At 65.9% G+C, this 24,906-nt stretch carries 25 protein-coding genes; 13 read left to right on the top strand and 12 right to left on the bottom strand.

The window, feature by feature from the left end; genetic code table 11:
- Positions 1–69: 69 nt before the first annotated feature.
- A complete protein-coding gene (locus GV161_RS28120; protein WP_152013701.1) occupies positions 70–750 on the top strand; it encodes an HAD-IA family hydrolase in 681 nt (226 codons plus the stop codon).
- Between the two features lie 23 nt (positions 751–773).
- On the opposite strand, the gene GV161_RS28115 is transcribed toward GV161_RS28120, so the two are convergent.
- Positions 774–2,150: a M20/M25/M40 family metallo-hydrolase gene (locus GV161_RS28115; protein ID WP_152013702.1), complete on the bottom strand. Its 1,377-nt coding sequence runs from the start codon at positions 2,148–2,150 to the stop codon at positions 774–776.
- A gap of 272 nt (positions 2,151–2,422) precedes the next feature.
- On the opposite strand from GV161_RS28115, the gene GV161_RS28110 reads away from it, so the two are divergent.
- The 5 genes from GV161_RS28110 (at position 2,423) to GV161_RS28090 (ending at position 7,480) form a co-directional block, all read left to right on the top strand.
- The gene (locus tag GV161_RS28110; protein ID WP_159650487.1) at positions 2,423–2,863 is read left to right on the top strand and encodes a hypothetical protein; all 441 of its coding nucleotides are present in this window, start codon (positions 2,423–2,425) and stop codon (positions 2,861–2,863) included.
- 147 nt (positions 2,864–3,010) lie between these two features.
- The gene (locus tag GV161_RS28105) at positions 3,011–5,011 is read left to right on the top strand and encodes an acetyl/propionyl/methylcrotonyl-CoA carboxylase subunit alpha (protein ID WP_152013703.1); all 2,001 of its coding nucleotides are present in this window, start codon (positions 3,011–3,013) and stop codon (positions 5,009–5,011) included.
- Between the two features lie 217 nt (positions 5,012–5,228).
- Entirely contained in the window at positions 5,229–5,849 is a 621-nt protein-coding gene (locus GV161_RS28100) for a glutathione S-transferase family protein (protein ID WP_152013704.1), read from the top strand.
- 51 nt (positions 5,850–5,900) lie between these two features.
- Positions 5,901–6,416, top strand: a complete 516-nt coding sequence (locus GV161_RS28095; protein WP_159650485.1) for a lysozyme inhibitor LprI family protein — start codon at positions 5,901–5,903, stop codon at positions 6,414–6,416.
- Positions 6,417–6,670: 254 nt separating this feature from the next.
- A complete protein-coding gene (locus tag GV161_RS28090; protein ID WP_152013706.1) occupies positions 6,671–7,480 on the top strand; it encodes a YdcF family protein in 810 nt (269 codons plus the stop codon).
- 48 nt (positions 7,481–7,528) lie between these two features.
- On the opposite strand, the gene GV161_RS28085 is transcribed toward GV161_RS28090, so the two are convergent.
- The 3 genes from GV161_RS28085 to GV161_RS28075 all read right to left on the bottom strand — a co-directional run bounded on the left by GV161_RS28085 (position 7,529) and on the right by GV161_RS28075 (position 10,033).
- A complete protein-coding gene (locus tag GV161_RS28085; protein ID WP_152013707.1) occupies positions 7,529–8,752 on the bottom strand; it encodes a glycosyltransferase in 1,224 nt (407 codons plus the stop codon).
- Between the two features lie 270 nt (positions 8,753–9,022).
- Positions 9,023–9,307 carry a DUF3253 domain-containing protein gene (locus GV161_RS28080; RefSeq protein ID WP_152013708.1) on the bottom strand — a complete coding sequence of 95 codons (285 nt, stop codon included), beginning with the start codon at positions 9,305–9,307 and terminating at the stop codon, positions 9,023–9,025.
- Positions 9,308–9,337: 30 nt separating this feature from the next.
- Positions 9,338–10,033 (bottom strand): DUF599 family protein, encoded by a 696-nt coding sequence (locus GV161_RS28075; RefSeq protein WP_152013709.1) that lies wholly within the window; start codon positions 10,031–10,033, stop codon positions 9,338–9,340.
- Positions 10,034–10,144: 111 nt separating this feature from the next.
- Here GV161_RS28075 and GV161_RS28070 point away from each other — a divergent pair, with 111 nt between their 5' ends.
- The 4 genes from GV161_RS28070 to GV161_RS28055 all read left to right on the top strand — a co-directional run bounded on the left by GV161_RS28070 (position 10,145) and on the right by GV161_RS28055 (position 14,070).
- On the top strand, positions 10,145–10,555 hold the full coding sequence (locus GV161_RS28070; RefSeq protein WP_152013710.1) for a rhodanese-like domain-containing protein: 411 nt from the start codon (positions 10,145–10,147) through the stop codon (positions 10,553–10,555).
- Between the two features lie 9 nt (positions 10,556–10,564).
- Positions 10,565–10,738, top strand: a complete 174-nt coding sequence (locus GV161_RS28065; RefSeq protein WP_158673441.1) for a hypothetical protein — start codon at positions 10,565–10,567, stop codon at positions 10,736–10,738.
- A gap of 491 nt (positions 10,739–11,229) precedes the next feature.
- Complete coding sequence (locus GV161_RS28060) at positions 11,230–13,026, top strand: ABC transporter ATP-binding protein (RefSeq protein ID WP_152013711.1); 1,797 nt, start codon at positions 11,230–11,232, stop codon at positions 13,024–13,026.
- A gap of 138 nt (positions 13,027–13,164) precedes the next feature.
- Positions 13,165–14,070 carry an alpha/beta hydrolase gene (locus GV161_RS28055; protein ID WP_201303059.1) on the top strand — a complete coding sequence of 302 codons (906 nt, stop codon included), beginning with the start codon at positions 13,165–13,167 and terminating at the stop codon, positions 14,068–14,070.
- A gap of 47 nt (positions 14,071–14,117) precedes the next feature.
- On the opposite strand, the gene GV161_RS28050 is transcribed toward GV161_RS28055, so the two are convergent.
- The 5 genes from GV161_RS28050 to GV161_RS28030 all read right to left on the bottom strand — a co-directional run bounded on the left by GV161_RS28050 (position 14,118) and on the right by GV161_RS28030 (position 18,218).
- Positions 14,118–14,492, bottom strand: a complete 375-nt coding sequence (locus GV161_RS28050; protein ID WP_152013712.1) for a hypothetical protein — start codon at positions 14,490–14,492, stop codon at positions 14,118–14,120.
- Between the two features lie 100 nt (positions 14,493–14,592).
- Positions 14,593–15,102: a DUF3592 domain-containing protein gene (locus GV161_RS28045; protein ID WP_152013713.1), complete on the bottom strand. Its 510-nt coding sequence runs from the start codon at positions 15,100–15,102 to the stop codon at positions 14,593–14,595.
- Positions 15,103–15,248: 146 nt separating this feature from the next.
- On the bottom strand, positions 15,249–15,797 hold the full coding sequence (locus GV161_RS28040) for a gamma-glutamylcyclotransferase family protein (protein WP_152013714.1): 549 nt from the start codon (positions 15,795–15,797) through the stop codon (positions 15,249–15,251).
- A gap of 137 nt (positions 15,798–15,934) precedes the next feature.
- Positions 15,935–17,107: an isovaleryl-CoA dehydrogenase gene (locus GV161_RS28035; protein WP_152013715.1), complete on the bottom strand. Its 1,173-nt coding sequence runs from the start codon at positions 17,105–17,107 to the stop codon at positions 15,935–15,937.
- Between the two features lie 145 nt (positions 17,108–17,252).
- On the bottom strand, positions 17,253–18,218 hold the full coding sequence (locus GV161_RS28030; RefSeq protein ID WP_244623982.1) for a LysR family transcriptional regulator: 966 nt from the start codon (positions 18,216–18,218) through the stop codon (positions 17,253–17,255).
- Between the two features lie 110 nt (positions 18,219–18,328).
- Between GV161_RS28030 and GV161_RS28025 the strand changes: the two genes are divergently transcribed.
- From GV161_RS28025 to GV161_RS28015, 3 genes are all read left to right on the top strand, one after another.
- The gene (locus tag GV161_RS28025; RefSeq protein WP_159650482.1) at positions 18,329–19,537 is read left to right on the top strand and encodes a cytochrome P450; all 1,209 of its coding nucleotides are present in this window, start codon (positions 18,329–18,331) and stop codon (positions 19,535–19,537) included.
- Positions 19,538–19,793: 256 nt separating this feature from the next.
- Positions 19,794–20,279, top strand: coding sequence for an ABZJ_00895 family protein (locus GV161_RS28020; protein WP_152013717.1), 486 nt, complete (start codon positions 19,794–19,796; stop codon positions 20,277–20,279).
- 103 nt (positions 20,280–20,382) lie between these two features.
- Complete coding sequence (locus tag GV161_RS28015; RefSeq protein ID WP_152013718.1) at positions 20,383–21,036, top strand: alpha/beta fold hydrolase; 654 nt, start codon at positions 20,383–20,385, stop codon at positions 21,034–21,036.
- Between the two features lie 15 nt (positions 21,037–21,051).
- On the opposite strand, the gene GV161_RS28010 is transcribed toward GV161_RS28015, so the two are convergent.
- The 3 genes from GV161_RS28010 to GV161_RS28000 all read right to left on the bottom strand — a co-directional run bounded on the left by GV161_RS28010 (position 21,052) and on the right by GV161_RS28000 (position 24,808).
- Positions 21,052–22,065 carry a CorA family divalent cation transporter gene (locus GV161_RS28010; protein WP_152013719.1) on the bottom strand — a complete coding sequence of 338 codons (1,014 nt, stop codon included), beginning with the start codon at positions 22,063–22,065 and terminating at the stop codon, positions 21,052–21,054.
- 129 nt (positions 22,066–22,194) lie between these two features.
- Positions 22,195–23,205: a CorA family divalent cation transporter gene (locus GV161_RS28005; protein WP_159650472.1), complete on the bottom strand. Its 1,011-nt coding sequence runs from the start codon at positions 23,203–23,205 to the stop codon at positions 22,195–22,197.
- A gap of 82 nt (positions 23,206–23,287) precedes the next feature.
- On the bottom strand, positions 23,288–24,808 hold the full coding sequence (locus GV161_RS28000) for an inorganic phosphate transporter (protein WP_244623992.1): 1,521 nt from the start codon (positions 24,806–24,808) through the stop codon (positions 23,288–23,290).
- Positions 24,809–24,906 lie beyond the last annotated feature (98 nt).

Here is a 24,906-nt window from a genome sequence, read left to right as displayed (position 1 = left end):
CGTGACGGCATGAGGGCCTTGCGCCGGCGGAGATGGCGGGCTGCCGCCAACTCCTGTAGAGCGCGGCGCATGGATCTCATCATCTTCGATCTCGACGGCACGCTGGTCAATTCCGAGGCGATTATCCTCGGCGCGCAATACGAGACCTTCGCGCGCTGTGGCCGACCGCACCCTGGCCGTGAGGCTGGGCTCGGCGTCATCGGATTGACCCTCGACATCGCGCTGATGCGGGTCGCCGGGCTCACCGAGCCGGACGACGCGCTGACGCAGACCTATCGCGAGGTTTTCAACGGCATGCGGCAGCGGGCGGAGACCGACCCGGCTTTGGCCGAGCCGCTCTTCCCCGGTGTGGTGGAGCTGCTGGCGGGGCTGTCGCAGCGGCCTGCCACCGTGCTCGGCATCGCCACCGGCAAGTCGCGCCGCGGCGCCGACTACATCGTCGAGCGTCATGCCTGGAGCGACCTGTTCAAGACGATCCAGACCGCGGATGATGCGATCTCGAAGCCGCACCCGGAAATGATCCTGCGGGCGATGGCCGAAACCGGCGCCAAGCCAGAGCGGACGCTGATGGTCGGCGACAGCACCTTCGACATGGAGATGGCGGTGGCGGCCGGCGTGACCCCGGTCGCGGTCTCCTGGGGCTTCCAGCCAGTCGCTGCGCTGCAGGCGGCCGGCGCGCGGCATGTGATCGAAGCTTGCGCCGAGCTGACCGGGATCGTCGACCGGCTGGCGGTGGCCGAGCCGGTCTGAGGGCGAGCGGCCCTGACAAGCGTTCAGGGCTCTTCCAGCTGGCCAAGCTCGTGCAGCAGCGCCGCACCGGTGCGAAGCCCGCTATAGAAGCAGTCGAGCGTCAGGTTCTCGTTCGGAGCGTGATTCGCCTCGTCCGGATTGGCGTAGGGCGTGACGAAGGCGGGGATGCCGAGGATTTTTGTGAAGACATAGCCGGGCAGGCTGCCGAATCCGGCCGGGATCAGCAGCGGCTCGATGCCCTGCGCCGCGACGAAGGCCCGGCGCAACGGCGCGGTGAAGGACGAGGCGATCGGCGTCTTCGAGGGCTGCATGCCCGCATCGGCGGCGATGAACTCGACCTCCGGTGCATGCTCGGCCACATGCGCCGCGACCTTGCGCAGGATGTCCTGCGGATCCTGTGCCTCGACGAGGCGGATGTCGCATTTCACGAAGGCTTCGTTGGGCAAGACCGTCTTGGAGCCGGGGCCGCCATAGCCGCCATGGAAGCCGTTGATGGTCAGTGTCGGCCGGAAGCAGAGGCGCTCGTAGAAGGCCCGGTCGGCTGGCGCATCGAGCCTGCTTAGGCCGAGGCTGTGTTTGACTGCGTCGACATCGAGCGGCAGGGCCTCGATCGCGGCGAGCTCTTCGTTCGTCGGCGCTTCAATGTCGTCATGCAGGCCGGCAATGGTGATCTCGCCGGCGGCGTTCTTCATGGTGCCGAGCAGATGCACCAGCGTCCAGATCGGGTTCGGCACGACGCCGCCGAAATTGCCGGAATGCACATCGCGGCTGGCATGGCGGCAGCGCAATTCGAAGGAGACCACGCCGCGCGAGCCGAACTTGATCGCGGCCGCGCCGCTGGCATGGCGCGGCCCGTCGGCGGTGACGGCGAGGTCGGCCGCGAGCATCGCCTTGTTGGCCTGGACGAAGCCGGCGATGTTCGGGCTGCCGATCTCCTCTTCGCCCTCCAGCAACAGGATGACGTTGCAGGGCAAGGTGCCGTGCACTGCGAGATGGGATTCGATCGCGAGGATCTGGGCGAAGTGCTGGCCCTTGTTGTCGCCGACGCCGCGCGCATAGATCCGCCCGTCGCGGATCGTCGGCTCGAAGGGCGGAGAGAGCCATTTGTCGAGCGGGTCCGGCGGCTGCACGTCGTAATGGCCGTAGAGCAGCACCGTCGGCTTGCCCGGCGCTTTCTGCCAGCGCGCGACGACCATGGGATGCCCGTCGGTCGGCACCAGGTTGGTCTCAAGCCCGATCGTCGTCAGCATCTCGACCAGCAACGCGCCGACTTCGGCGATGCCGATATTCTCGGCGCTGATGCTGGGATGGCGCAGATAGGCGAGCAGGCGATCGAGGAAGGCGCTGCGGTTCGCTTCGATATGCGCGAAGACCGCGGCCAGTGTGTCGGAAGAAGCCATGGTCGCGCCGCCTGCCCAAGTTCGGATCCTGCGGCACGGTAGAGTGCCATGCTTGGCCGCGTCCAATGCGCCAGACGCAGTCCGGAAAAGCGCTTGCCGGCACGCAGTCCTGGTGGGTCAGTAATATCCTCGCAACCACGCTGACTCAGGACCGTTTAACCTGAACAGGCGTTCAGATTTGCGTGTTAACCACCTGCTGACTGGCTCGGTCGCATCGTCTTCACACGACAGGGACAAACCGACACGAAACAACGTCGGACAGGGGTTGAACGATGATTGGCCACGAACTTCGCGAATTCGTCGATCACGTGATGGACAGGCGCGTGATCGACGATGAAGACGTCCGAATTCTTCAGCGTGAAATCTTGCACGAGGTCGTCCTGACCCGTGACATCATCGATGTGCTGGTGGCGCTCGACCGTGCCGTCGCAGACAAGTCGCCGCTCTTCGCCGATGTATTGCTGGCGTTCTGCGTCGACTTCTCGGTCTGGGAGAGCCGCCCGACCGGCCGGATCGACCGCGACAAGGCGCATTGGCTGGTGACGACGCTCTCGGCTGGCGACGGTCCGACGCCTCTGGCGCAGAAGATCGCCTTCGAGGTCGTCCGCGAAGCTGAATCCTGCGACGAGGCCCTGGTCAGCTTCGCCCTGCGCAAGGCCGATGCCCGGATTTCCATCGCTCCGATCGCCCAGCGCGTGATCCTGGCGAGCTGAGGCCATCCGGAACACGGAGCGCTCACGCCCGGCCGCCGCCGGGCGTTTTCGCACGTTACAAAACTTTCGCATCAGTGGACGGATGCGCTTGCCTCCCGTAAAGCCCGCACTGCACAATGAATGCTCCGGGCCGGGGGGAAACCACGCATGTTCTCGAAGATTCTGATCGCGAACCGTGGCGAGATCGCCTGCCGCGTCATCAAGACGGCAAAGCGGATGGGCATCAAGACGGTGGCGGTCTATTCCGATGCCGATCGTGATGCGCTGCATGTCGAGATGGCGGATGAGGCCGTGCATATCGGCGCCGCCCCAGCCGCCGAGTCCTATCTCCAGATCGACAAGATCATCGCCGCCTGCAAGCAGACGGGCGCGCAGGCCGTTCATCCCGGCTACGGCTTCCTCTCCGAGCGCGAGGCCTTCGCCAAGGCGTTGAAGGACAACGGCATCGTCTTCATCGGCCCCAATCCCGGCGCGATCGCCGCGATGGGCGACAAGATCGAATCGAAGAAGGCGGCGGCCGCCGCCAAGGTCTCGACGGTTCCGGGCCATCTCGGCGTGATCGAGAACCCCGAGCACGCGGTCAAGATCGCCGACGAGATCGGCTATCCCGTGATGATCAAGGCCTCGGCCGGCGGCGGCGGCAAGGGCATGCGCATCGCCCATTCTTCGGCTGAGGTCGCCGAGGGCTTCGCCCGCGCCAAGTCTGAGGCGGCGTCCTCCTTCGGCGACGACCGTGTCTTCGTCGAGAAGTTCATCGTCGACCCCCGCCATATCGAGATCCAGGTGCTGGGCGACAAGCACGGCAACGTCATTTATCTCGGCGAACGCGAATGCTCGATCCAGCGCCGTAACCAGAAGGTGCTGGAGGAGGCGCCGTCGCCGCTGCTCGATGAGGCCACCCGCCGCAAGATGGGCGAGCAGGCGGTCGCGCTGGCCAAGGCCGTGAACTACGACAGCGCCGGCACGGTCGAGTTCGTCGCCGGCCAGGACAAGTCGTTCTACTTCCTCGAGATGAACACCCGCCTGCAGGTCGAGCATCCCGTCACCGAGATGATCACCGGCATCGACCTCGTCGAGCAGATGATCCGCGTCGCCTATGGCGAGAAGCTTGGCATCAGCCAGGCCGATGTGAAGCTCAATGGCTGGGCGGTCGAATCGCGCGTCTATGCCGAGGATCCGACTCGTAATTTCCTGCCCTCAACCGGCCGGCTCGTCACCTATCGCCCGCCGAGCGAGGGACCGGATGGCGATGCCACCGTGCGCAACGACACCGGCGTGTTCGAGGGCGGCGAGATCTCGATCTATTACGACCCGATGATCGCCAAGCTGGTGACGCACGCCCCGACGCGCGAGGCGGCGATCAAGGCGCAGGCGCGGGCGCTCGATGCCTTCGCCATCGACGGCATCCGCCACAACATCCCGTTCGTCGCCGCGGTGATGCAGCATCCGCGCTGGATCTCGGGCAATCTCTCGACCGGCTTCATCGCGGAGGAATTCCCGGAAGGCTTCTCGCTGCCGCAGCCGGAGGGCGAGATCGCGCTGCGCATGGCGGCGATCGCGATCGCCTGCGACCATCGCCTGAACAGCCGCAAGCGCCACGTCTCGGCGCAGATGGAAGGCTGGCGCAAAGTCGAGTTCGAGCGCACCCGCATCGTCTCGCTCGGGGCTGAGCGTTTCGAGGGAGAGGTTTCGGAGCAGGGCGGGGCAGTGACGATTGCTTTCGCCGAGCGTAGCCTTACCGTGGCGAGCGACTGGCGGCCGGGCGAGCCGGTCTGGCGCGGCACGCTCGATGGCATCGCCATCGCGGCGCAGGTCAGGCCGATCCTGAACGGCGTGGCGCTCGGCCATGCCGGCGCCTACGCCAACGCCCATGTCTATACGCCGCGCGAGGCTGAATTGGCGGCGCTGATGCCGGAGAAGGCGGCGGCGGACACCGGCAAGGTGCTGCTCTGCCCGATGCCGGGCCTGGTCAAGGCGCTGCTCGTCAGCGTCGGTCAGGAGGTCAAGGCCGGCGAACCGCTCGCCATGGTCGAGGCGATGAAGATGGAGAACGTGCTGCGCGCCGAGAAAGACGTCACCATCGCCAAGATCCTGGCGAAGGAGGGCGATTCCCTCGCCGTCGACGCGGTCATCATGGAATTCGCCTGAGGCCGCGCGATACTTCTACTGGGGCGGCCGCCTGACGCGGCCGTCTGCGCTTCCGGTGCTCACGTACTGATGTACGCTCCGCTCCGGTTCTCGACAGCCACGCCAATCGACTCTCCCCAGCGAAGTCTCGCGCGACCTCAGCCGCTACCTCTGCATTTGCTTTCTTCCGTGCCGGGCGGGACAATCTGCGCCGGATTCTTCGAGGCGGAGTGAGTAGATGCTGACGATCTGGGGGCGGATCAGCTCCATCAATGTGCAGAAGGCGGTCTGGGCCGCGGGCGAGGTCGGCCAGCCTTTCGAGCGCATCGATGTCGGCGGCCAGTTCGGCGGCAATCGCGAACCGGCCTATCTCGCCAAGAATCCAAACGGACAGATCCCGACGCTCGAGGATGGCGAGATCGTCATCTGGGAATCGAGCAGCATCGTGCGCTACCTAGCGGCCCGCTATGGCGCCGGCTGGATCTGGGAGGAGGACCCGGCCAAGCGCGCTGAGGCCGATCGCTGGATGGACTGGATGCTCTCCGAACTGCAGCCGTCGATGACACCGGCCTTCTGGGGACTGATCCGCAAGACGCCGGGCTATACCGACGAGGCGAGCATCGCGGCCTCGGTCGCCAAGGCCGAAGCCAAGCTCGATATCCTGGAGGCGCATCTGGCGGGGCGGTCCTACGTTGCCAATGAGCGCTTCGGCATGGGCGACATTGCGGTGGCGCTCGGCGCGCATCGCTGGCTCCACATGCCGGTGCCGCAGAAGGACTGGCCCAATATCCGGCGCTGGTATGCGCAGGTTTCGGCGCGGCCGGCGGCGGGCCCCGCCATGCCGTTGCCGATCACGTGAGGACGGCAACCCACGCTTGACCCGCCCGATTTGGCGGTCATGATCGCCGCCATGCGCGGTTTCCTCATAATTCCCGTCCTGATGGCGCAATTTTCCTGCGCGGCAGCGCTTGCGCAGCTACCGACCAATCCGGTGCAATCCGCCGATCGCATGCAGGTGGCGAATTGTGTCAGGCAGGGTCTCGCTGCCAGTCCCGCCTGCATCGGTCTCGTCGCGGTGCCCTGCGTCAGCGCCGCATCGGTCAATGATCGCGCGCAGGCCGAGATTTCCTGCGCAAGGCGTGAGGAGGCGGTCTGGCGCGAGCGCCTGACGCTGGCGGGAACGGCGCTGGAGCGCTCGCTCGATGCCGGGGCGCGCAGCCAGTTCGCGGCGCTGCAGCTCGCCTGGCAGAGTTACGCCGTGCAGAAATGCGCCTTCTATGGCGCCTCGCAGCCGCCGGCGCGCTCGGCCGGGCTGCAAGCTGGCTGCGAATTGCGCGAGGTGGCGGAGCGTGCGCTGGAGGTCGAGCGCCTGGCTGCACGGCAGACCCGCCGCCCGCCAGCGCAGCCGCCGCAGATCATCCGGTAGGGGCAAGGCTCTCATGGTCGGCCTTGAGCCGACCATCACAGCCGGATAGAGCGCTGACCAACATCCTCCCGGCTTGAGATTCTCGGGTCTGCGCTTCGCTTCGGCCGATAATGACGGCTTGGGATAGCGGCGGCCGCGCCGAACGCTCACCACGGTGAACGCAATCCCGTATCGAACTCCCGCCGCTTTCGCCCGTTTCCTAACGGCCTGTCAGCATTCTCAGCGTAAGGGAGGCGGGTCTGTTCAAGAAAGCCATGTTCTTCACGCTCTCAAAGATCCTCTGGTTCCTGGCCTCGCCGGTGAACCTCGCCATTGCCGGGCTGGTGCTGGCGAGCCTGCTCGCTTTCACGCGCTTTTCCGGTCCAGGGCGCTGGCTCGGGCTGATCTGCGTCGTCGTGCTCGGCCTGCTCGCCTTCAGCCCGCTACCGCGCATCGTCGTCAGGCCGCTGGAGGATCGCTTCCCCCAGCAGGCGGTCAACTCCGGCAAGGTCGACGGCATCATCGTGCTCGGCGGGGCGATCGGCGTTGCACGCGAGGACATCGTGCTCAACTATGCCGCGGCGCGGATGACAAAGGCGGTCGAGCTCGCCCGCGCCCATCCCGAGGCGAAGCTGGTCTTCGCCGGAGGGGGCGGCAACCTGCTCTCGCCGATCGTGCGCACCGAAGCCGACGGGGCACGCCTGCTGTTCCTCGGGCTCGGCCTGCCGGAGAGCCGCCTCGTCCTCGAGGACAAGTCGCGCAACACGTTGGAGAATGCGGTGTTCACCCGCCGCCTGGTCGATCCCAAGCCCGGCGAGCGCTGGCTGCTGGTGACCTCGGCCTGGCACATGCCGCGCGCCATCGGCGTATTCCGCAAGGCAGGCTTCCAGGTCGAGGCCTTCCCGGTCGATTTCCTCTCGGCCGGCACGTCGGCCGATTATGTCCGGCCCTATCGCAAGGCGTCGCGCGGGCTCGATATCGCCGACGATGCCTTCAAGGAATGGGTCGGGCTCGCCGCCTACTATCTCGCCGGCTACAGCGATGCGCTGTTCCCCGGGCCAAGACCGGCAGGCGCCGCCCGATAAAGGGCGGAGCCTGCCGACGACGAAGCTCCGGATCGTCCGGCGCGGTGATTACCGACCGATCGCGTCGATCAGCAGCCTCGCGGCAACTTCCGCCCCGTTGGTGCGGACCATACGCGCCACTGCGGCGGCCCGTGCTCCGGTCTCGGGCGCCAGCGCAATGGCCAGCGCTGCGGACAACGACTCGAAGCTCGGCGTCGAACCTTCATGGGCCGCGCCAATGCCCAGTTCCGCCACGCGGGCAGCCCAGCATGGCTGGTCGACGACCTGGGGGACGATGACCTGTGGCGCGCCAGCGCGGGTCGCCGCGATCGTCGTGCCCGCGCCGCCATGGTGCACGACAGCTGCCATGCGAGGAAACAGGGCCTGCTGATTGACGTCGCCGGTAATGAAGCAATCGTTCCGGTCTTCGCCGGGCGCCAGCCCGGCCCAGCCGCTGAGCATCACGACGCGGCGCCCCTGAGCCCGGATCACGTCGATCGCCATGTGGGCAGTATGCCTGACGGACGGTAGCGACATGCTGCCGAAACCCACATAGATCGGTGGTTCGCCCTCGTTCAGGAACGCCATCAACTCCGCGGAAAGCGGACGTTCATCAGGCAGGATCCAGGCGCCGGTCTGAACTGCATCGCAAAGGTCGGTCGGCTGCCATGGCCACAGCACCGGGTCGGAAGCCAGCAGCGGATGCTCGGCAAGAACAAGATCGCGAGTACTATCCACAGGTCGCAAACCCACCGACACGCGATGTGTCGCGAGCGCCTCACCGAACAAGGCATTCACGGTCCTGGCATTGAAGTCCCACAATGCCCGGTTGTCGGTCACGCCCGACGGCAAAGGATGGCCCGGATAGAAGAATGGCCGATGATGATGCGACGGCAAGAAGAACGGGCAGAACGTGACGTGGTGATAGGAAAGCCCTCTCAGCTCGGCGACCGACCGCGCCGCGCCTACGGACGGGAACAACCCGGTCGCGACGAGCGCGTCGCATCCCTCGGCCGCTGCAGAGATGGCGGTGAACTGCGCAGCCATCATGTCGGAGGCGAGCTTGTGGAAGTCGGCTGTCGATGCCGGCTTCGCCCGTTCGCTGACCCATTGGCGGATCGGCATGAAGGCCGGTGTGAGCGGCACGCCAGCGCGGGTCAGCAGGTCGGTGAATTCCTGGTCCGGTGGCGCGGACACGACGGTTTCGACACCGAGAGCCTGTAGTTGAACGGCCAGCGCCGCCAAGGGTTCGACATCGCCGCGCGAGCCGTAAGTCGATAACAAGACACGCATTTTTCTGCTCCCTTTGACCTGGGGTTCAGGTCGAGGGCAGCGTTGCTACGCCATGGAGGGGGGCTTGCCGCAAGCCCCGGGGCGCGTTAGACGATGATAGTGGCAAAGGGCGGAGGCATTCCTCGGCCCTTTTTTGTTGCCGCTGAAGCCGCTCCTTGCGAGCTGGCGGCGCAGCCGCCGACGACCTCAAACAGTACCAGGCAAGCGCGGTTCATCGCTGACCGCAGACCGTTGCCGCGGCACGATTCAAGCTGGTCGCCGTGGAACGCCCTAGTCCTGCTCGGCCCCGTCGTGTTCCGGCAGGCGCAGGCGATAGACGCCGCGAAAATCATCGGGATCGACCGGGCGGCCTTTCCGGGTGATCACCAACCTGCCGTCCTTCATCAACTGCACGGCGACGCGGCGGATCGGCTGCATCAGCGGGCCCCAGCCATCGGGATGGTCGCCGCCGAGGGCGCGGGCGACGTCCATCGGGCCGAGCGAGCGTTCGTCGCCGCGTTCGGCCGCGAGGCGCAGGATGGTCTCGGCGAGTTCATCATCTGTCGGTTTGGTCATGCCGCTTGCTGAGCCGGACGCTGGAATTCGTCAAGCGGCACGGCGTGCAGCACCGACCGCCGCGGCCGAATCCGAGGCGAATTGCCGGCGCCACATCACCGTCAGCACCGCCGCGGTGGCAATCAAGAAGAGCCAGGGCGAGATGAACCAGCCGAGATAGGCCAGCGCAAAGAAGAAGGCGCGCTGGCCGCGGTTGAAGTGCAGCCCGGCAGCGATGTTCATCGCCACCGCCTCGCGCGCTGCCGCGATCGTCTCCGGCTTGTCGGCCTCCGTATGTGGCGGGATCGCGCCGATCAGGATGGCGCAGTAGTTGAACAATCGGTAGGCCCAGCCGAACTTGAAGAAGGCATAGGCGAAGATCACCGCGAGCCCGATGACCTTGATCTCCCAGGCGGCGCGGGTCGTCGTGGTGGCGAAGGGCAGGTCGGCGAAGATCTGGACGACGCGGTCGGCCGATTGCAGCAGCGTCAGCGAGCCGCCGATGGCGATCAGCGAGGTCGAGGCGAAGAAGGCGGTGCCGTTCTGCAGGCCGTTCATCACCTGCGTGTCGATGATCCGGTTCTCGCGCTTGACCGATTCCATGATCCAGCGCTCGCGGCGCTCGTTCATCAGCGCGTTCAGGCTGCGCCGCGAATGCGGGCCGATTTCGACGGCCAGGAGATAGCCGATCCAGGCGGCGGCGAAGAAGGCGATCGCGATCAGGTCGAGCGGTCCGAATCCGGCCATGAGCCCCTCCGGCCGGCAGATTGGCGAGGCCGGCGCGCGCCTGCAAGCCTGTCGATTGACGCCAGCCGTCGCAGCCGCCACTTTGCCGGCCTCTTAAGGGGAGGGCCGGCCATGCCGCAGACGATCACCAAGGGCTACAAGGCGCTGCTGGCGGAGGCGGAAGCTGCGGTGAAGACGCTCTCGGTCGACGAGGCGAAGGCGCTGGTCGGGCGGGGCGATGTCGTTTTCGTCGACCTGCGCGATCCGCGTGAGCTCGAGCGGGAAGGGCGCATGCCCGGTGCCTTCCATTGCCCGCGCGGCATGCTGGAGTTCTGGATCGATCCGGACAGCCCCTATGCCAAGCCGGTGTTCCAGGAGGACAAGCAGTTCGTCTTCTTCTGCGCCGGCGGCTGGCGCTCGGCGCTCGCGGCGAAGACGGCGCAGGAGATGGGCCTAAAGCCTGTCGCGCATGTCGCCGGCGGATTCGGCGCCTGGAAGAAGGCCGGCGCCCCGTTCGACGCGCCCGAGCCCAAGCAAGGCTGAGCCCGGCGCTTGTCCCATTACGTCGTCGTTTTTCTCGTCATCTGCTTCCTTTTCCGCAAGCCGCTTGGGCGCCTGCTGGCGAAGCAGTTCCCTGACCGGGGCAAGCGCCAGCGCGTGCTCGGCACGATCATCGCGGCGTTCCTGCTGGTGATCGGGATGAGGCTGCTAGCGCTGTTCTGGTGAAGTTGGCTTCCTTCTCCCTTCAGGGGAGAAGGTCCCGGCAGGGGGATGAGGGCGGTACGACTGAGTGAGAGACCAGCCGCTCGCACTGCATGGCGGCCCTCATCCGTCAGCGCTTCGCGCTGCCACCTTCTCTCCCGAGGGGAGAAGGAAGACACGCGAATCCAATCCACGCGTGGCCCCACATCGTGACCGCATTGCGAAATCCGATCGGTTTCCATTGCAACCACCCCATGCATTGGACGCGGCTTGCACAATAAGCGGGCATGCGGCATGTTGCCGGCCTTGGCTCCAACTCAGGAAAGGGAGGGCTGAATGAATTTTATCTTCATCACCGCTCCCGCTGTGCGGACTTTCCACCACTAGGTTGGATCCGCACGAGGCCCGCCCGCCAGGCGGCCCGAGCCATCATTTCCAAACGCGTTTTCTGAAGCTGCGGCTCTCGCTGCGCTTCGCCTGAATTTGGAGCCGGTCTCTCGGGACCGGATGCTTTCATGTCCCTTTCTCCCAAGATGGAGCGGCAGGAGCCGTTCCGGGCCGTTCTCGGCTTCACATTTTCACATTGGGGTCGCCAGCGCTGGCGCGTCGCCGGCGTGGTCTTCACCGTGATGGCGGCGACCGCCGCCGACCTGTTCATGCCGCTCTATGCAGGGCGGCTGGTCGATGCGGTCGCCGGCGAGAAGGCGAGCGGGCTCGAGGCCGCGCTCGCGGCGCTCGCCATGATGATCGCGCTCGGCGCGGGCACGGTGTTCTTCCGGCACCTGTCCTTCATCGGCATCACCGCGATGACGCTACGCACGATGAGCGATGTGGCGCGCGAGGCGTTCGCGCGCCTGCAGCGCTTCTCGACCGACTGGCACGCCAACAACTTTGCCGGCTCGACAGTACGCAAGATCACGCGCGGCATGTGGGCGCTCGACCTGCTCACCGACACGATTGTGATCGCGCTGCTGCCGTCATTGATCGTGCTGCTCGGCACGACGGTGCTGCTGGCCTGGCACTGGCCGGCGATGGGCGCGGTCGTCTTTGCCGGCGCAGTGATCTACTGCGCGGTGACGATGGCGCTGTCGCTGCGCTTCGTCGCGCCGGCGGCGACGCTCGCCAATAGCTGGGACACCAGGCTCGGCGGCTCGCTGGCAGACTCGATCTCGTGCAACCCGGTGGTCAAGGCCTTCGGCGCCGAGGCTCGCGAGGATAGCCGCCTGTCGGGTGTGCTGGCGAAATGGGCCGGGCGGACGCGGCGGACCTGGGTACGCGGAACCTGGTCGGGAACCGCGCAGCAGATCGTGCTGCTGGGACTGCGCGCCGCGGTGATCGGGCTGGTGATCTGGCTCTGGGCCAATGGCCAGGCCTCGCCCGGCGACGTCGCCTTCGTGCTGACCAGCTATGCCGTGGTGCATGGCTATCTGCGCGATGTCGGCCAGCATGTGCATAACCTCCAGCGTTCGGTGAACGACATGGAGGAGCTGGTCGCGATGCACTCGCTGCCCTTCGGCGTGCCGGATCGTCAGGGATCGACGGCGATGGACGTGACCGCCGGCGAGATCGCGTTCGAGCGGGTGACCTTCCACTATGGAGGCCACATCGAGCCGCTCTATCGCGATTTCTCGCTGACGATCAAAGCGGGCGAGAAGGTCGGCCTGGTCGGGCGCTCCGGCTCCGGCAAGACCACCTTCGTCAAGCTGGTGCAGCGTCTCTACGACGTCACCGACGGGCGCATCGCCATCGACGGGCGCGACATCGCCTCGGCGACGCAGGCTTCCCTGCGTGCGCAGATCGCGATCGTGCAGCAGGAGCCGGTGCTGTTCCACCGCTCGCTGGCGGAGAACATCGCCTATGGCCGGCCCGGCGCCAGCATGGCCCAGATCGAGCAGGCGGCGATGCTCGCCAATGCGCATGAGTTCATCATGCGCCTGCCCAAGGGCTACGGCACGCTCGTCGGCGAGCGCGGCGTCAAGCTCTCGGGCGGCGAGCGGCAGAGGGTGGCACTGGCACGCGCCTTCCTGGCCGACGCGCCGATCCTGATCCTGGACGAGGCGACCTCGAGCCTCGATTCGGAATCGGAGGCGCTGATCCAGGAGGCGATGGAGCGGCTGATGGAAGGCCGCACCACCATCGTCATCGCCCATCGGCTCTCGACGGTGCGCGCCATGGACCGCATCCTGGTCTTCGACCGCGGCAAGGTCGTGGAAGAGGGCCGGCATGAGACGCTGCTGACCCATGACGGCGGCATCTACCGGGCGCTGTTCGAGAAGCAGGTCAGCGAGCTGGCCAAGGGGCTCGTCGCCTGAACCACCAAAGCCCTGCCGCCCCCAATCGGGGCGGCAGGGCGAGCCTTACCCTTGCTTTTGCTTATGGATTTATTGCGAAACCCGCATTCCACCGTCGGGAGCGAACGCCTAGCATCGTGGCCCACAGGTGGGGGCTTCATGGATCGTCGTCATTTCAGTATCGCGCTTGCTGCCGCGATGGCCGCGCCGCTTACGGCACGGGCACAATCGGCCGTGTTTCTCGATTACACGCAGGATGCGCTCGACAAGGCCTATGATCAGCGCGTCTGGGCGCCGAACGCGCAAGAGGTGATCGCCCGCTACGCCAGCGACAGCGCGGCGGTCCGGCAAAAATATCCGCCGAAGACGGAGCGCTACGGCGAGAGCGAGGCCGAGACGCTCGACATCTTCGCGCCCGCCGGGGCGAAGGACCTGCCGGTGATGGTCTTCATCCATGGCGGCGCCTGGCGGGCGCTGGGGCGGGAGGACGCCTCGGCGCCAGCCACGAGCTTCGTCGAGAACGGCTGCCTCTATGTGGCGCTGAACTTCGCCAATATCCCGGCGGTGCGCCTGCCCGAGATGGCGGCGCAGTGCCGGCGGGCACTCCTTTGGGTTCACAGGAACATTGCGCGCCTTGGCGGCGATCCGCAGCGCATCTTCGTCTCGGGCCACTCCTCCGGCGGGCACCTCTGCGGCGTGATGCTGACGAGCGATTGGTCGGCGCTGGGCGGTCCGAGGGACCTGATCAAGGGCGGCGTCGCGATGAGCGGCATGTACGAGCTCTATCCGGTGATGCTCTCGGCCCGCAGCTCCTATGTCGATATCTCGACGGACGAGCTCGCGGCGCTCAGCGCGATGCGCCATCTCGACCGGATCGCCTGCAATGTCATCGTTGCCTTTGGCGACAAGGAGAGCCCGGAATTCCAGCGGCAATCCAACGAGTTCGCGACGGCGCTTGCCGGTATGGGGCGCCTGACGCGGCGGATCGTTCTGCCCGGGCCAATCACTTCGTGGTGCCTGAGGCGCTCAACGATGCGAAGACCGAACTTTCTCAAGCCGTGCTGACGATGATGAAGGTAACCAGCTGAGGCAGCAGGCAATCGGACCAGGGGTCAGCCGGGCTGGCAGCAACCGGACACCAGGCTGTCCCTGTACCAGAGCGAGATCGTCATCGGCTTGTCCTCGTCGCTGTTGGTCGCCGAGCAAGCCTCATGGCCGATGACGGCGCGGATCTCGGATCTTGATCCGAAGGTCACGCCGGCGATCAGCGTCGTGTTGCGGCTCTGCTGCAGGGTGAAAGGGGAGGTGGAGGCCTCGCCGTTCCCATCCGAGAAGTGGGCCTTGCCGTCGCTCCCGAGCTTCAAGCTCCAGTAGGGCTCGTCGCCGCCGCAGGTCAGTGGTGGCGCCGGGGTTTCCTGCGAGCGGGCGAATGCCATCGTGGGCATGGCAAGGAACAGCAGGATAGCGGCAGCACTGACGAGTTTCACCGATCTCGCTCCCGGAAAGACGCAATCTGGCTGCTACGAAACAGCGCCTTGCGCCACCATCCTCGCAGGATAGCGGCGCAAGAGCAGGTGGACGATCGGCTCAGGCGGTCTGCGGCTCGTCCTCCTGGCGACGGCGGCCGAGCAGGAGGAAGAGCGCCGAGCCGACGATGCCGATCGCGCCGGCTCCGGCGCCGACATAGATCATCTCGCTGTCCTGATCCGCCTGTTTGGCGGCATCGTCGGCGATGATCACTGCGTCCTTGCCCGGCTCGTCCGGCAGGTATTTGATCTTCAACGTGTCGACGGTGAGCTTGTCGTTGCTGATGATGCGATTGGCGAACTGGCTGGAGACCGAGATCTTCTCGGCGGTGCGGTCCTTGCCGGTGGCATCCTTCCAGGCGAGGTCGACGGAATAGCTGGTGCCGCCGCGACGGCGCTTGGTGCGGGTCGCGCCTTCGACCGAGGCCTGTGCTTCGATGCCCTTCGCCGCGATCGTCCTGACGCGCTCGCCATCCTGCCAGCTGAAGAAGGCGAGGACCGGCCCTCCGATCGCTGCGATCAGCAGCAGCCATTTGATCTTGCCGGTGATCCAGCCGACGATTCCGCTCATTGGGGCCTCCATCGAGACAGTTCGGGAAAGGAGCCCGGAGCTTTCGCCCGGACGCCTCCCGCCTGTCCCGGCCAGCGCGATTTTCGCAGGTGGGAAGGCCGCGCGCATGGCTTGCATGCGCCGGCGTCAATCTTTCGAAATTCGATCTATTCGGACGCTTTGCCGGTACGGATCGCCGAGCTTGGTGCGGCGGCGCGCGGTCTGACACCGGCGACCGGACCGGCCGGCAGCGGTTCGTTCAGATCCTGATTCAATGGTTTGCCATCCTGAATCGGCTTGCTCAGAAAACGATTCATGCCGGTGAGGTAAGTCTCTGGCAAAGCCCAGCTTCTGGCGCTGGCGATGACGTTTTCGAGATAGCCGGGACGGGGCTTTCCAATCTGCGCGCTGCGCCCGACATAGATCAGCGCGCGCTTGGCGCCGCCCTCGACCACGACCGGCTGGTTGATCTTGATGTAGAGGCCACTCGCCAGCTCTTCGAACTTGTCGAGCGTGCGGATGTCGCCGAGCGCGCAATCCCAGAGCACGCCGTGGACGCTCTCGCGCGGGTCGCGGAGCACAGAGGCATAGCCGTCGGTGGTGATGATGAAGCGGTGGCGCGGCAGGCGCGCAAGGCCGAGCGGCGTCGAGCGCGGGCAGCGCTCGCGCATCGCGGCGACATCCATGTTGGCGCCATAGGCGAAATAGAGGGGCATGTCGGCACCACGTCATTCTCGGGCGGAGCGTAGCGCAGACCCGAGAATCTCAGGACGGGACAGCGCTTGTTCTCACGCAGGCTTCTCGTCCCGAGATGCTCGGGTCAAGCCCGAGCATGATGCGCTCTGCGAGTGCCTCACTTCGTCTTGTTGAACAATTCCCGGCCGATCAGCATGCGGCGGATCTCGCTAGTGCCGGCGCCGATCTCGTAGAGCTTAGCGTCCCTGAGGAGCCGCCCGGTCGGGTAGTCGTTGATGTAGCCGTTGCCGCCGAGCAGCTGGATCGCGTCGAGGGCGAGCTGTGTCGCCTTCTCGGCCGCGATCAGGATGGCGCCGGCGGCGTCCTCGCGGGTGGTCTCGGCCCGGTCGCAGGCCTTGGCGACGGCGTAGACATAGGCCTTGCACGAGTTCATCGCGACATACATGTCGGCGACCTTGCCCTGGACGAGCTGGAACTCGCCGATCGACTGGCCGAACTGCTTGCGCTCGTGGATATAGGGCAGGACGATGTCCATCGCCGCCTGCATGATGCCGAGCGGGCCGGCCGAGAGCACGACGCGCTCATAGTCGAGCCCGCTCATCAGCACGTTGACGCCGCGCCCGACCGAGCCGAGCACGTTCTCCTCGGGGACCTCGCAATCCTCGAAGACGAGCTCGCAGGTGTCGGAGCCGCGCATGCCGAGCTTGTCGAGCTTCTGATGGGTCGAGAAACCCTTCATGCCCTTCTCGATCAGGAAGGCGGTGATGCCCTTCGGGCCGGCTTCCGGATCGGTCTTGGCGTAGACCACCAGGGTCTCGGCGATCGGGCCGTTGGTGATCCACATCTTGTTGCCGGTCAGGACATAGCGGTCGCCCTTCTTCACCGCCTTGGTCTTCATCGAGACGACGTCGGAGCCCGAGCCCGGCTCGGACATGGCGAGCGCACCGACATGCGCGCCCGAGATCAGCTTGGGCAGGTATTTGCGCTTCTGCGCCTCGTTGCCGTTGCGGGCGATCTGGTTGATGCAGAGATTGGAGTGGGCGCCGTAGCTGAGACCGACCGAGGCCGAGGCGCGGCTGACCTCCTCGATCGCGACGCAATGCTCGAGATAGCCGAGGCCGGCGCCGCCATATTCCTCAGGGACGGTGATGCCGTGCAGGCCGAGCGCGCCCATTTCCGGCCAGAGATCGCGCGGGAACAGGTTCGTCTTATCGATCTCCTCGGCGCGCGGGGCGATCTTCTCCTGCGCGAAGGCATGGACGGTGTCGCGGATCGCGTCGGCGGTCTCGCCGAGGTCGAAATTGAAGGGGCGGGGCGCGTTGGCGAGCATGATGTCCTCCCGGCTCGGATGAGGCCTTTGCCCGGTTATAGCGCGGTTGGTGCCCAAGTCAGCGGGCATGCGCTGACAGATGGCTCTGCGCCGATGCCCAGGCACTACGAAGGACGTGGAGCAGGGCAATGTGAGCCGACTGGCTTCACGTGGGTGGCCGAGCAATCTGCGGTGGTCGATTCGCGTCCCGCACAGTCGAACGGTTGACGAGGCCTGTCTCGGTTCTGAGGAGCGACAGCAGATTGAGAGTAGCGGGACTGAGATAGCCGCCTCGGCGGATGACAGCATAGACGGGATTGGCCACCTTGAGGTCAGCGATCACGATGGTGGCCAGCGAATCGGTGCGCAGCTCCTCCTCGATCGCGCTTTCCGGCAATAGCGCGAGGCCAAGGCCAGCCTCGACCAATCGCTTCATCGCGTTGAGACTGTCCACTGGCGTCCAGCGGATCTCGCCGATCCCGCATGCCTGAAACTGCGCGAATATGTTGTCCGCGAAACTTTCGCGCAGATCGTATGCGTTGCGGAAGGCGAACCAGCGCTCGTCGCGCAAGGCCGACATCGACGCCAGGCCTTTAGCGGCGAAGGGATGTTCGGGGGCACATGCGACGGCCATGGTTTCCGACGCGATGTGCTCGCAGACGAGGTCGGGCGCGACATCGAGAAGATAGCGCAGTCCGATCATGGCTTCGCCACGCCTCACCAGCTCGCTGACCTCGGCGCTCGTGGCGGTGCTGATCGACAGATCGATTCCAGGGTGATCGGCTGTGAAGCGTTTCAGCACGGCGGTGAGGTTCGATCCAGCAAGCGTGCCGACGGTGACGAGCGCGACACGGCCGGCAGCGCCCGTGCGCATCGCCTCGATCGCGCTCTGCGCATCGCGCAGAGCGGCCAGCACGCGTTCGGCATGAGGCAGTAGCATTCCGCCTGCTTCACTGAGCACCGCGCCACCCGCGGCTCGCTCGAATACCGGCACGCCGAGTTCGCCTTCCAGCAGCGCGATGCGCCGGCTGATCGCCGGTTGAGAGCGGCCGAGGATTTCAGCGGCGCGGGAAAACCCGTTGGCATGATGGATGGTGACAAAGGTCTCGAGGGCTTCGCTGTCCATGTTCATGCAAAAAGCTGATCACTATTAGAGATATTATGACTTCGACAGATAACCGCGCAAGCCGCATTGATGGACATGACGAACGCGCCGAGGCGCGAACCGGATGGTGCCCAGAGATGCAGGTGATGATTTCGCCAGACGGTGATCCCGCCCATGTTCGCGCGGCGCCGTCCCATCCGGACCCATACCCTTACTATTCCCGGCTCGCGCGAGAGCGACCGTTCTTCCGAGACGAGATCAATGGCTGGTGGGTGGCTGCGAACGCCGCTTCCGTCGCCGAGGTCCTGGCCAGTGCGGTCTGTCTCACCCGCCCTTTGAACGGGCCGATCCCAGAGGCGCTACGCGGCGGCGCAGCAGCCGACATTTTCGGGCGGCTCGTGCGGCTGCGCGACGATGAGGCACGCGGCAAACTCAAGGGTGCGGTCGCGGGCGCCTTGGCCAGCATCTACCTTCGCCAGGTCGCTGATATTGCGCGGAGGCGCGCGGCTGAGCTCTACAGCGAGCTTGGGCCGGCCCGCGACAAATCCTGGATCGCGCAGTTCATGTTCGCGCTGCCGGTGCAGGTCATCGCTCACCTGCTCGGTATCCCCCAGAGACACTACGGCGACGTGATGGGTTGGCTCGGGGATTATGGCGCCGCCGCAGCGGCGGCCGGAACCGGAATTCCGGCAGCGATACCCGAGATGATCGCGCGCGGGCATCGCGGCGCGAAGGCGCTGCTGGACCTCGTCGGTACGCTAGCGGATGCTCCAGAGCGGCGCGGACCGCTCTTCGATGCGCTGATTCGGGAGGCGACGCGCCTCGGATGCGGCGACAAGGATGTGATCGTCAACGCTGTTGGTTACATGATCCAGGGCTATGCCGGGACCGCGTCGCTGATCGGGTCGACCCTTCTGGCGCTCGCGCGAGATCCGGCGTTGTGTGCAAAGGTCGACGCCGACAGGGCCTTGTTGCGTCCGCTTGTTGGGGAGGTGGCGCGGCACGACACCGTGACCAGCAGCACTTTTCGCTTCATGGCGCGTGATGGCGAGATCGCTGGTCACGAGCTACGCCAGGGGGAAATGATCATCGTCCTGCTGGCGGCGGCCAACCGCGATCCCACGCTCAATCCCGATCCCGATCGGCTCGACATTATGCGGGTGGATCGGAAATCGTTTGAATTCGGCGCCGGCGCTCACGCTTGCCCGGCTGACAAGGCCGCCTCCCTGCTCGTCGAAATCGCAGTCGACCACCTGCTGACTTGGCGCGTGCCTCTCAACGATCTCGAGGCATCGCTGACCTATGCCGTTTCCGGACATGTCCGCACGCCCTTGTTCAAGGGTTGAGGGAGGATCAGGACCGCAACTCGCCCGCATCGCCTTTGGGGGCCGAGCTCTCCGACGGCGTCTCGGCAAAGCGCTGGAACAGCAGATGCAAGCCGTCGCCGCCTCCCATCACGCCGCCTTGGCGCTGGGAGCTTTAGACGCGTTTTGCACGACCCAGCTCGCTTTTCGAGCCGGCCCTGCATGCGGCTGCCGTGCTTTACCGGCGCTTCCGACTACCGTAGCCGGCGGGTCGAAACAAAGACGCCGGAGACTCGCCATGCCTCAACAGCCGACCGCTTCGCCCATTTCTACGGGCGCCCTCGTCCTGCGCTATAGCGGGTTCCTGATCATCGGCGTGGTCCTGCTCAATGTCGTCTTCCTGGCGCTCGAATCCTATTTCAAGTTCAGCCCAGGCAATATGGGCGCGATGGGGATATTCCTGATCTGGGGCGCAGGCACATGGGTCGGCCAGCTCTGGTTCCTCCGCGAGCAGGTGCGCCCAGCCTCCGGCCGGGCCTGGACCGTCGCAGCCTTATGTGCGCTCGTGACCTATGCGGTTCAGGCGGCCTTCGTGCTGCTGGCGGCTGGAGTTGCGCTGAGTGAGTTCGGAACCCTGGGCCTGCGCAGGAGCAGCGACCAGATGGTCATTCTCGGCGTGTTCGTGGGCGTCGCCTTGCTGGAACTGCTCGTCATCCGCCTTGCGATCAGCATGGGAGCGAAAGGGGCGGAGAAGCGGGCGCAGCGTCAGGCCGCCAAGGCCTGAGCCTGAGTTGACGCCATCAACCTGACGCGCTCAACCGGCATCCCGACATCGTGGCCGAAAGGGCGTCGGGGTTTCGCGGGTATCAAAATCAGGAGTGACGGCGATGGCTACTTTCATCCTGATAGCCGGCGGTTGGCAGGGCGGCTGGGTCTACGAGAAGGTGGCCGATCTGCTCGCAGCGCGCGGCCACAAGGCCCTGCCGATCACGCTGTCCGGCCTTGGTGATAGGCCTGCCCCGGCGGCCAATCTCGATACCCACATAAAAGAACTCGTCGATGTGGTGAGGGCGGAGCGCGACGAGGTTGTCCTCGTCGGGCAATCCTATGGCGGCATGGTTGTGAGCGGTGCGGCCGATGCCGCGCCGTCGCGGATCCGGGCGCTGGTCTATGTCGACGCCTATGTGCCCGATGACGGCGACTCGCTCTGGTCCCTGACGACGCCTCGTTTTCGGGATGTCTTCATCGAGGGGGCGAAGGCCGACGGGCTCAGCTGCGCGCCGCCTGCCCATCTCGACGCGCGCTGCCGGCCGCATCCGATAGGCACCTTCCTCCAGGCGATCAAGCTCAGCGGGCGCTGGCGCGAGGTGCCGCGCAAGACCTATATCGGGGCGTTTGGATGGGAAGGGAGCCCGTTCCGCGACCTCCATGAACGCTTGAGCGGCGATCCGGAGTGGTCGACCTTCGTCTTCGATTGCGGGCACAACGTCGCGCGGCTCAATCCGGAGGCCCTGGTCGAGGTGTTGCTGGCGCAGGTTTAACCGCCCGCGACAGCCCTAACGTCCGATCACCCCACGCCGTCGCAGCAGGAACAGGGTCAGCAGCGAAGCACCGAGGCAGGCGAGGGTGACGAAGCCGGCGCCAAGGTCCCATTCCACCCAGGGCAGGCCCTTCACATTGATGCCGAACAGGCCGGTGATGAAGGTCGCCGGCAGGAAGAGCGCCGTCAGGATCGAGAGCGTGTAGAGCTGCCGGTTGGTCTGGTTGGCCGAGCGCACGGCGATCTCGTCCTGGAGCAGGCGGGCGCGGTCCTGCACCGACTGGATGTCCTGGCGCAGCGTGTCGACCCGCAGCAGCAGGCGCAGCGCTGCCGCCCGCACCGTCTCTGGGGCCGAGCGCCCCGACGGTGTCTCGGCGAAGCGCCGGAACAGCAGGTGCAGGCCAGCGAGCTGGCGGTGCAGCTGCACGGCGGTGCGGCGGACGGCGCCAACGCGCTGTGGTCCATCCTCCAGCCGGTCGAGCAGGATCTGGTCCTCGATGCTGTCGGTCTCGTCGGAGAGGCGGACGACCGCATCGGTGACGTCGTCGATCAGGTATTCGATGAGGTGCTCGAACAGCTCGGCCGGAGAGCCGATCTGCTCGCCGGCATTGAGCGCCTCGACCGCCTTGCGGACCGATTGCAGTGCCTCGCGCCGGCCGGTCAGCAGGAAGCGCTCGCCGACGGCCCAGGCGAGCGTGCCGACATTGTCGGTGCGGTCGACGATGTCGCGGGTCAGGTCATGGGCGATGCCCCAGACCAGGCTGGCGGAATGGTCGAGCCGCTGATGCGTCTCACGCGAGAGCAGAAGCTCGCGCGCCGCGGACGGCAATTCCTTGCGCTCGTCGATCCAGGCCTGGGCCCTGGTGTGGACGAGGTCGAGATGCAGCCAGACGAAGCCGTCTTCCGGCGCCAGCGTCGGCACTTCATCGCGCGGTATGAGCGTCGGCGTGCCATCCGCAGTGAAGCGATAGGCCCAGACAATGCCGGTCTGCGAATGGAGGTCAGGCATCCGGGATGTGCGTCCGTCCATGCGCAACCTCGTGCCGGGAACCCTGCCGCCGCTCACCCGGGTGAGGGCACATCGCGGAGCGCGTCTGGCCGATTATCGCCTCGGGCTGCTTTTCGCAACCGCACAAGATCGGGGCTGGGGCAGGGCGGTTCACGCGACGATGCCGCGGCGCTTGAGGAGCAGCAGCGTGAGCAGCGAGCAGACCAGGCATACCAGCAGCACGTAGACGAAGCCGTTCGTGGTGTCGTCCCAGGGCACGCCCTTGGCGTTGACGCCGAACATGCCGGTGATGAAGGTCGCCGGCAGGAACAAGGCGGTCAGGATCGAGAGGAAGTGGAGCTGGCGGCTGGATTCGGTCGCTGTCGCGGCAGCTGCTTCCTCCTGCAGCAGACGGGTGCGCTCGTGCAGGGCCTGGACGTCGTGGCGCAAGGTGTCGATACGCTGCAGCAGCCGCATGGCTGCGCTCTTGACCGTGGCGGGCGCGGTCGGACCGATCTCGGCTTCAGCGAAGCGGCGGAACAGGAGATGCAGCCCGCTGACATGGCGGTGCAGCCGCACGACGGAGCGGCGCATGGCGCCGATACGCTGCGGGCTGTCGCCGGCACGGTTGGCCAGCACCCGATCCTCGAGCGTGTCGATTTCGTCGGTCAGCTGCAGCACGGCGGCGGCGATGTCTTGGATAATGAAGGCGATGATGCGCTCGAACAGGGCGATCGGGCTGTCGATGCGCTCGCCCTTTTGCAGCGCCTCCGCTATCTGGCTGATCGATTGCAAGGGCTCGCGCCGGCCGGTGACAAGAAAGCGCTCGCCGATCACCCAGCGCAGCGGATTGACATGGTGCGAGGCGCCGCTCGCGTTGAGGCCGACATCGTGCGTCACGCCCCAGACGAGATCGGCGGAATGGTCGAGGCATTGATGCTGATCGTGGCTGATCAGGAGATCGCCGGCTTGCGCGGGGATCGCCGGCTCGGCCGCGATCCAGCTGCGAGCCCGCTCGTCGACGAGATCGAGATGCGCCCAGACGAAGCCCGCCTCGCCGGCAAGATCGGGCATCTCGCCGCGGTCGATCAGGATGGCGGAACGGCTGGAGCCGAAACGGAAGGCCCAGAGAATGCCGCGCTGGGACTGGATATCGGTCGGCGAGAGATGCGCGATGTTCATCGAGATTGGCGCCATCCGCGCGAAATCGGGACAGGGTCGTCGGCGGCGCGGCAGGGAGCCGCGCCGCCGGGTTGAGTGGGCTTTAGAAGACCTGGCGCAACAGCACGAACAAGGTGCCGGAGATCAGGATGGCGCAGGGCAGGGTGAGCACCCAAGCCATCAGCATGTTGCGCACCGTCGACATCTGCAGGCCAGATTTGTTGGCCGCCATGGTGCCGGCGACGCCGGAGGAGAGGATGTGCGTGGTCGAGACCGGCAGGCCGTAAATGTCGGCGGCTGCGATCGTGCCGGCGGCGACGAGCTCGGCCGAGGCGCCTTGCGCATAAGTCAGGTGCTGCTTGCCGATCTTTTCACCGACTGTGACGACGATGCGCTTCCAGCCGACCATGGTGCCGAGCCCGAGCGCCAGCGCGACCACGACCTTGACCCAGAACGGGATGAACTTGGTCGCGTCGTCGAGCGAGGTCTTGTAGGCGGTCATCACCTTGAGGTCGTCGGCGGAGAAGATCTTCTCCTCCTTCTTGTCGGCCTTGAAGATGAAGCGCAGCGCCTCGGAGGCGAGATACATGTCGTTGCGGGCGTTGGCGACGGTGGTGGCCGGGAACTTCGAGGGATGGCCGTAGGTCTCGATCGTCTTGACGATCTCCTTGTTCAGGGCCGAGAGCGCCGGGAAGGTCGAGTCGTCGATCTTCCGCTCGGAGACATAGCGGGTCACGTTCTGGCGCGGGTCGCCGATGATGGCGTAGCCCAGCGCCTTCTGGTCGATGACGGCGCTGGCGGCGATCGCGGTCTTGCGGAAATTATCGAGATCGCCGGCCGGAATGGCGCGGTTCAGCGCATAGGCGGTGGGCGCGCAGCCGATCAGGATCAGCATGATCAGGCCCATGCCCTTCTGGCCGTCATTCGAGCCATGGGCGAAGGAGACGCCGGTGCAGGTCGCGATCAGGATGCCGCGGATCCAGAGCGGCGGCGGCTTGTTGCCCTTGGGCTCGGCATAGAGCTCGGGATTGCGCACCATCAGCTTGAGCGTCAGGAAGACCAGCGCGGCGGCAATGAAGCCGAAGAGCGGCGAGATCAGCAGCGACCAGCCGATCTCGGTCGCCTTGGTCCAGTCGACGCCGGAGGTCCCGCTCGCACTGTTGTAGAGCTGGTTGGCGAGGCCGACACCGATGATCGAGCCGATCAGCGTATGCGAGGACGAGGCCGGCAGGCCGAGCGCCCAGGTGCCGAGATTCCAGATGATCGCGGCGATCAGCAGCGCGAAGACCATGGCGAAACCGGCACCGGAGCCGACATTCAGGATGAGTTCGACCGGCAGCAGCGAAATGATGCCGAAGGCGACGGCGCCGGACGCCATCATCACGCCGAGGAAGTTGAAGACGCCCGACCAGACGACTGCGATACTGGCCGGCATCGCGTTGGTGTAGATCACCGTCGCGACCGCGTTGGCGGTGTCATGGAAGCCGTTGACGAACTCGAAGCCGAGCGCGATCAGCATGGCCACGCCGAGCAGGACGAAGGGCAGCCAGGTCGTCGCCGGCATGCCGGTGCCGCTGATGTCCTGGTAGAGAGAATAGCACATATAACCGAGGCCGACCGTCATCACGGCGGCGAAGATCAGGCCGGCGATCGCGCCCTGCGGTGCGTCGAGTTTCGGTTTTTCGGTCCCGGGCTCTGTGCCCTGGCCGTGATCCATCGTGA

Origin of the sequence: Bosea sp. 29B (assembly GCF_902506165.1) — a bacterium.
Classification (GTDB): Bacteria; Pseudomonadota; Alphaproteobacteria; order Rhizobiales; family Beijerinckiaceae; genus Allobosea.
The sequence above is the reverse complement of the archived record's forward strand: the minus strand, read 5'-3'. Positions and strand labels throughout refer to the sequence as shown.

Coding starts and splice junctions, on each gene's coding strand:
- GV161_RS28120 (WP_152013701.1), top strand. CDS start 70: ATGGATCTCATCATCTTCGATCTCGACGGCACGCTGGTCAATTCCGAG.
- GV161_RS28115 (WP_152013702.1), bottom strand. CDS start 2,150: ATGGCTTCTTCCGACACACTGGCCGCGGTCTTCGCGCATATCGAAGCG.
- GV161_RS28110 (WP_159650487.1), top strand. CDS start 2,423: ATGATTGGCCACGAACTTCGCGAATTCGTCGATCACGTGATGGACAGG.
- GV161_RS28105 (WP_152013703.1), top strand. CDS start 3,011: ATGTTCTCGAAGATTCTGATCGCGAACCGTGGCGAGATCGCCTGCCGC.
- GV161_RS28100 (WP_152013704.1), top strand. CDS start 5,229: ATGCTGACGATCTGGGGGCGGATCAGCTCCATCAATGTGCAGAAGGCG.
- GV161_RS28095 (WP_159650485.1), top strand. CDS start 5,901: ATGCGCGGTTTCCTCATAATTCCCGTCCTGATGGCGCAATTTTCCTGC.
- GV161_RS28090 (WP_152013706.1), top strand. CDS start 6,671: ATGTTCTTCACGCTCTCAAAGATCCTCTGGTTCCTGGCCTCGCCGGTG.
- GV161_RS28085 (WP_152013707.1), bottom strand. CDS start 8,752: ATGCGTGTCTTGTTATCGACTTACGGCTCGCGCGGCGATGTCGAACCC.
- GV161_RS28080 (WP_152013708.1), bottom strand. CDS start 9,307: ATGACCAAACCGACAGATGATGAACTCGCCGAGACCATCCTGCGCCTC.
- GV161_RS28075 (WP_152013709.1), bottom strand. CDS start 10,033: ATGGCCGGATTCGGACCGCTCGACCTGATCGCGATCGCCTTCTTCGCC.
- GV161_RS28070 (WP_152013710.1), top strand. CDS start 10,145: ATGCCGCAGACGATCACCAAGGGCTACAAGGCGCTGCTGGCGGAGGCG.
- GV161_RS28060 (WP_152013711.1), top strand. CDS start 11,230: ATGTCCCTTTCTCCCAAGATGGAGCGGCAGGAGCCGTTCCGGGCCGTT.
- GV161_RS28055 (WP_201303059.1), top strand. CDS start 13,165: ATGGATCGTCGTCATTTCAGTATCGCGCTTGCTGCCGCGATGGCCGCG.
- GV161_RS28045 (WP_152013713.1), bottom strand. CDS start 15,102: ATGAGCGGAATCGTCGGCTGGATCACCGGCAAGATCAAATGGCTGCTG.
- GV161_RS28040 (WP_152013714.1), bottom strand. CDS start 15,797: ATGCCCCTCTATTTCGCCTATGGCGCCAACATGGATGTCGCCGCGATG.
- GV161_RS28035 (WP_152013715.1), bottom strand. CDS start 17,107: ATGCTCGCCAACGCGCCCCGCCCCTTCAATTTCGACCTCGGCGAGACC.
- GV161_RS28030 (WP_244623982.1), bottom strand. CDS start 18,218: ATGAACATGGACAGCGAAGCCCTCGAGACCTTTGTCACCATCCATCAT.
- GV161_RS28025 (WP_159650482.1), top strand. CDS start 18,329: ATGCAGGTGATGATTTCGCCAGACGGTGATCCCGCCCATGTTCGCGCG.
- GV161_RS28020 (WP_152013717.1), top strand. CDS start 19,794: ATGCCTCAACAGCCGACCGCTTCGCCCATTTCTACGGGCGCCCTCGTC.
- GV161_RS28015 (WP_152013718.1), top strand. CDS start 20,383: ATGGCTACTTTCATCCTGATAGCCGGCGGTTGGCAGGGCGGCTGGGTC.
- GV161_RS28010 (WP_152013719.1), bottom strand. CDS start 22,065: ATGGACGGACGCACATCCCGGATGCCTGACCTCCATTCGCAGACCGGC.
- GV161_RS28005 (WP_159650472.1), bottom strand. CDS start 23,205: ATGAACATCGCGCATCTCTCGCCGACCGATATCCAGTCCCAGCGCGGC.
- GV161_RS28000 (WP_244623992.1), bottom strand. CDS start 24,808: ATGACGGTCGGCCTCGGTTATATGTGCTATTCTCTCTACCAGGACATC.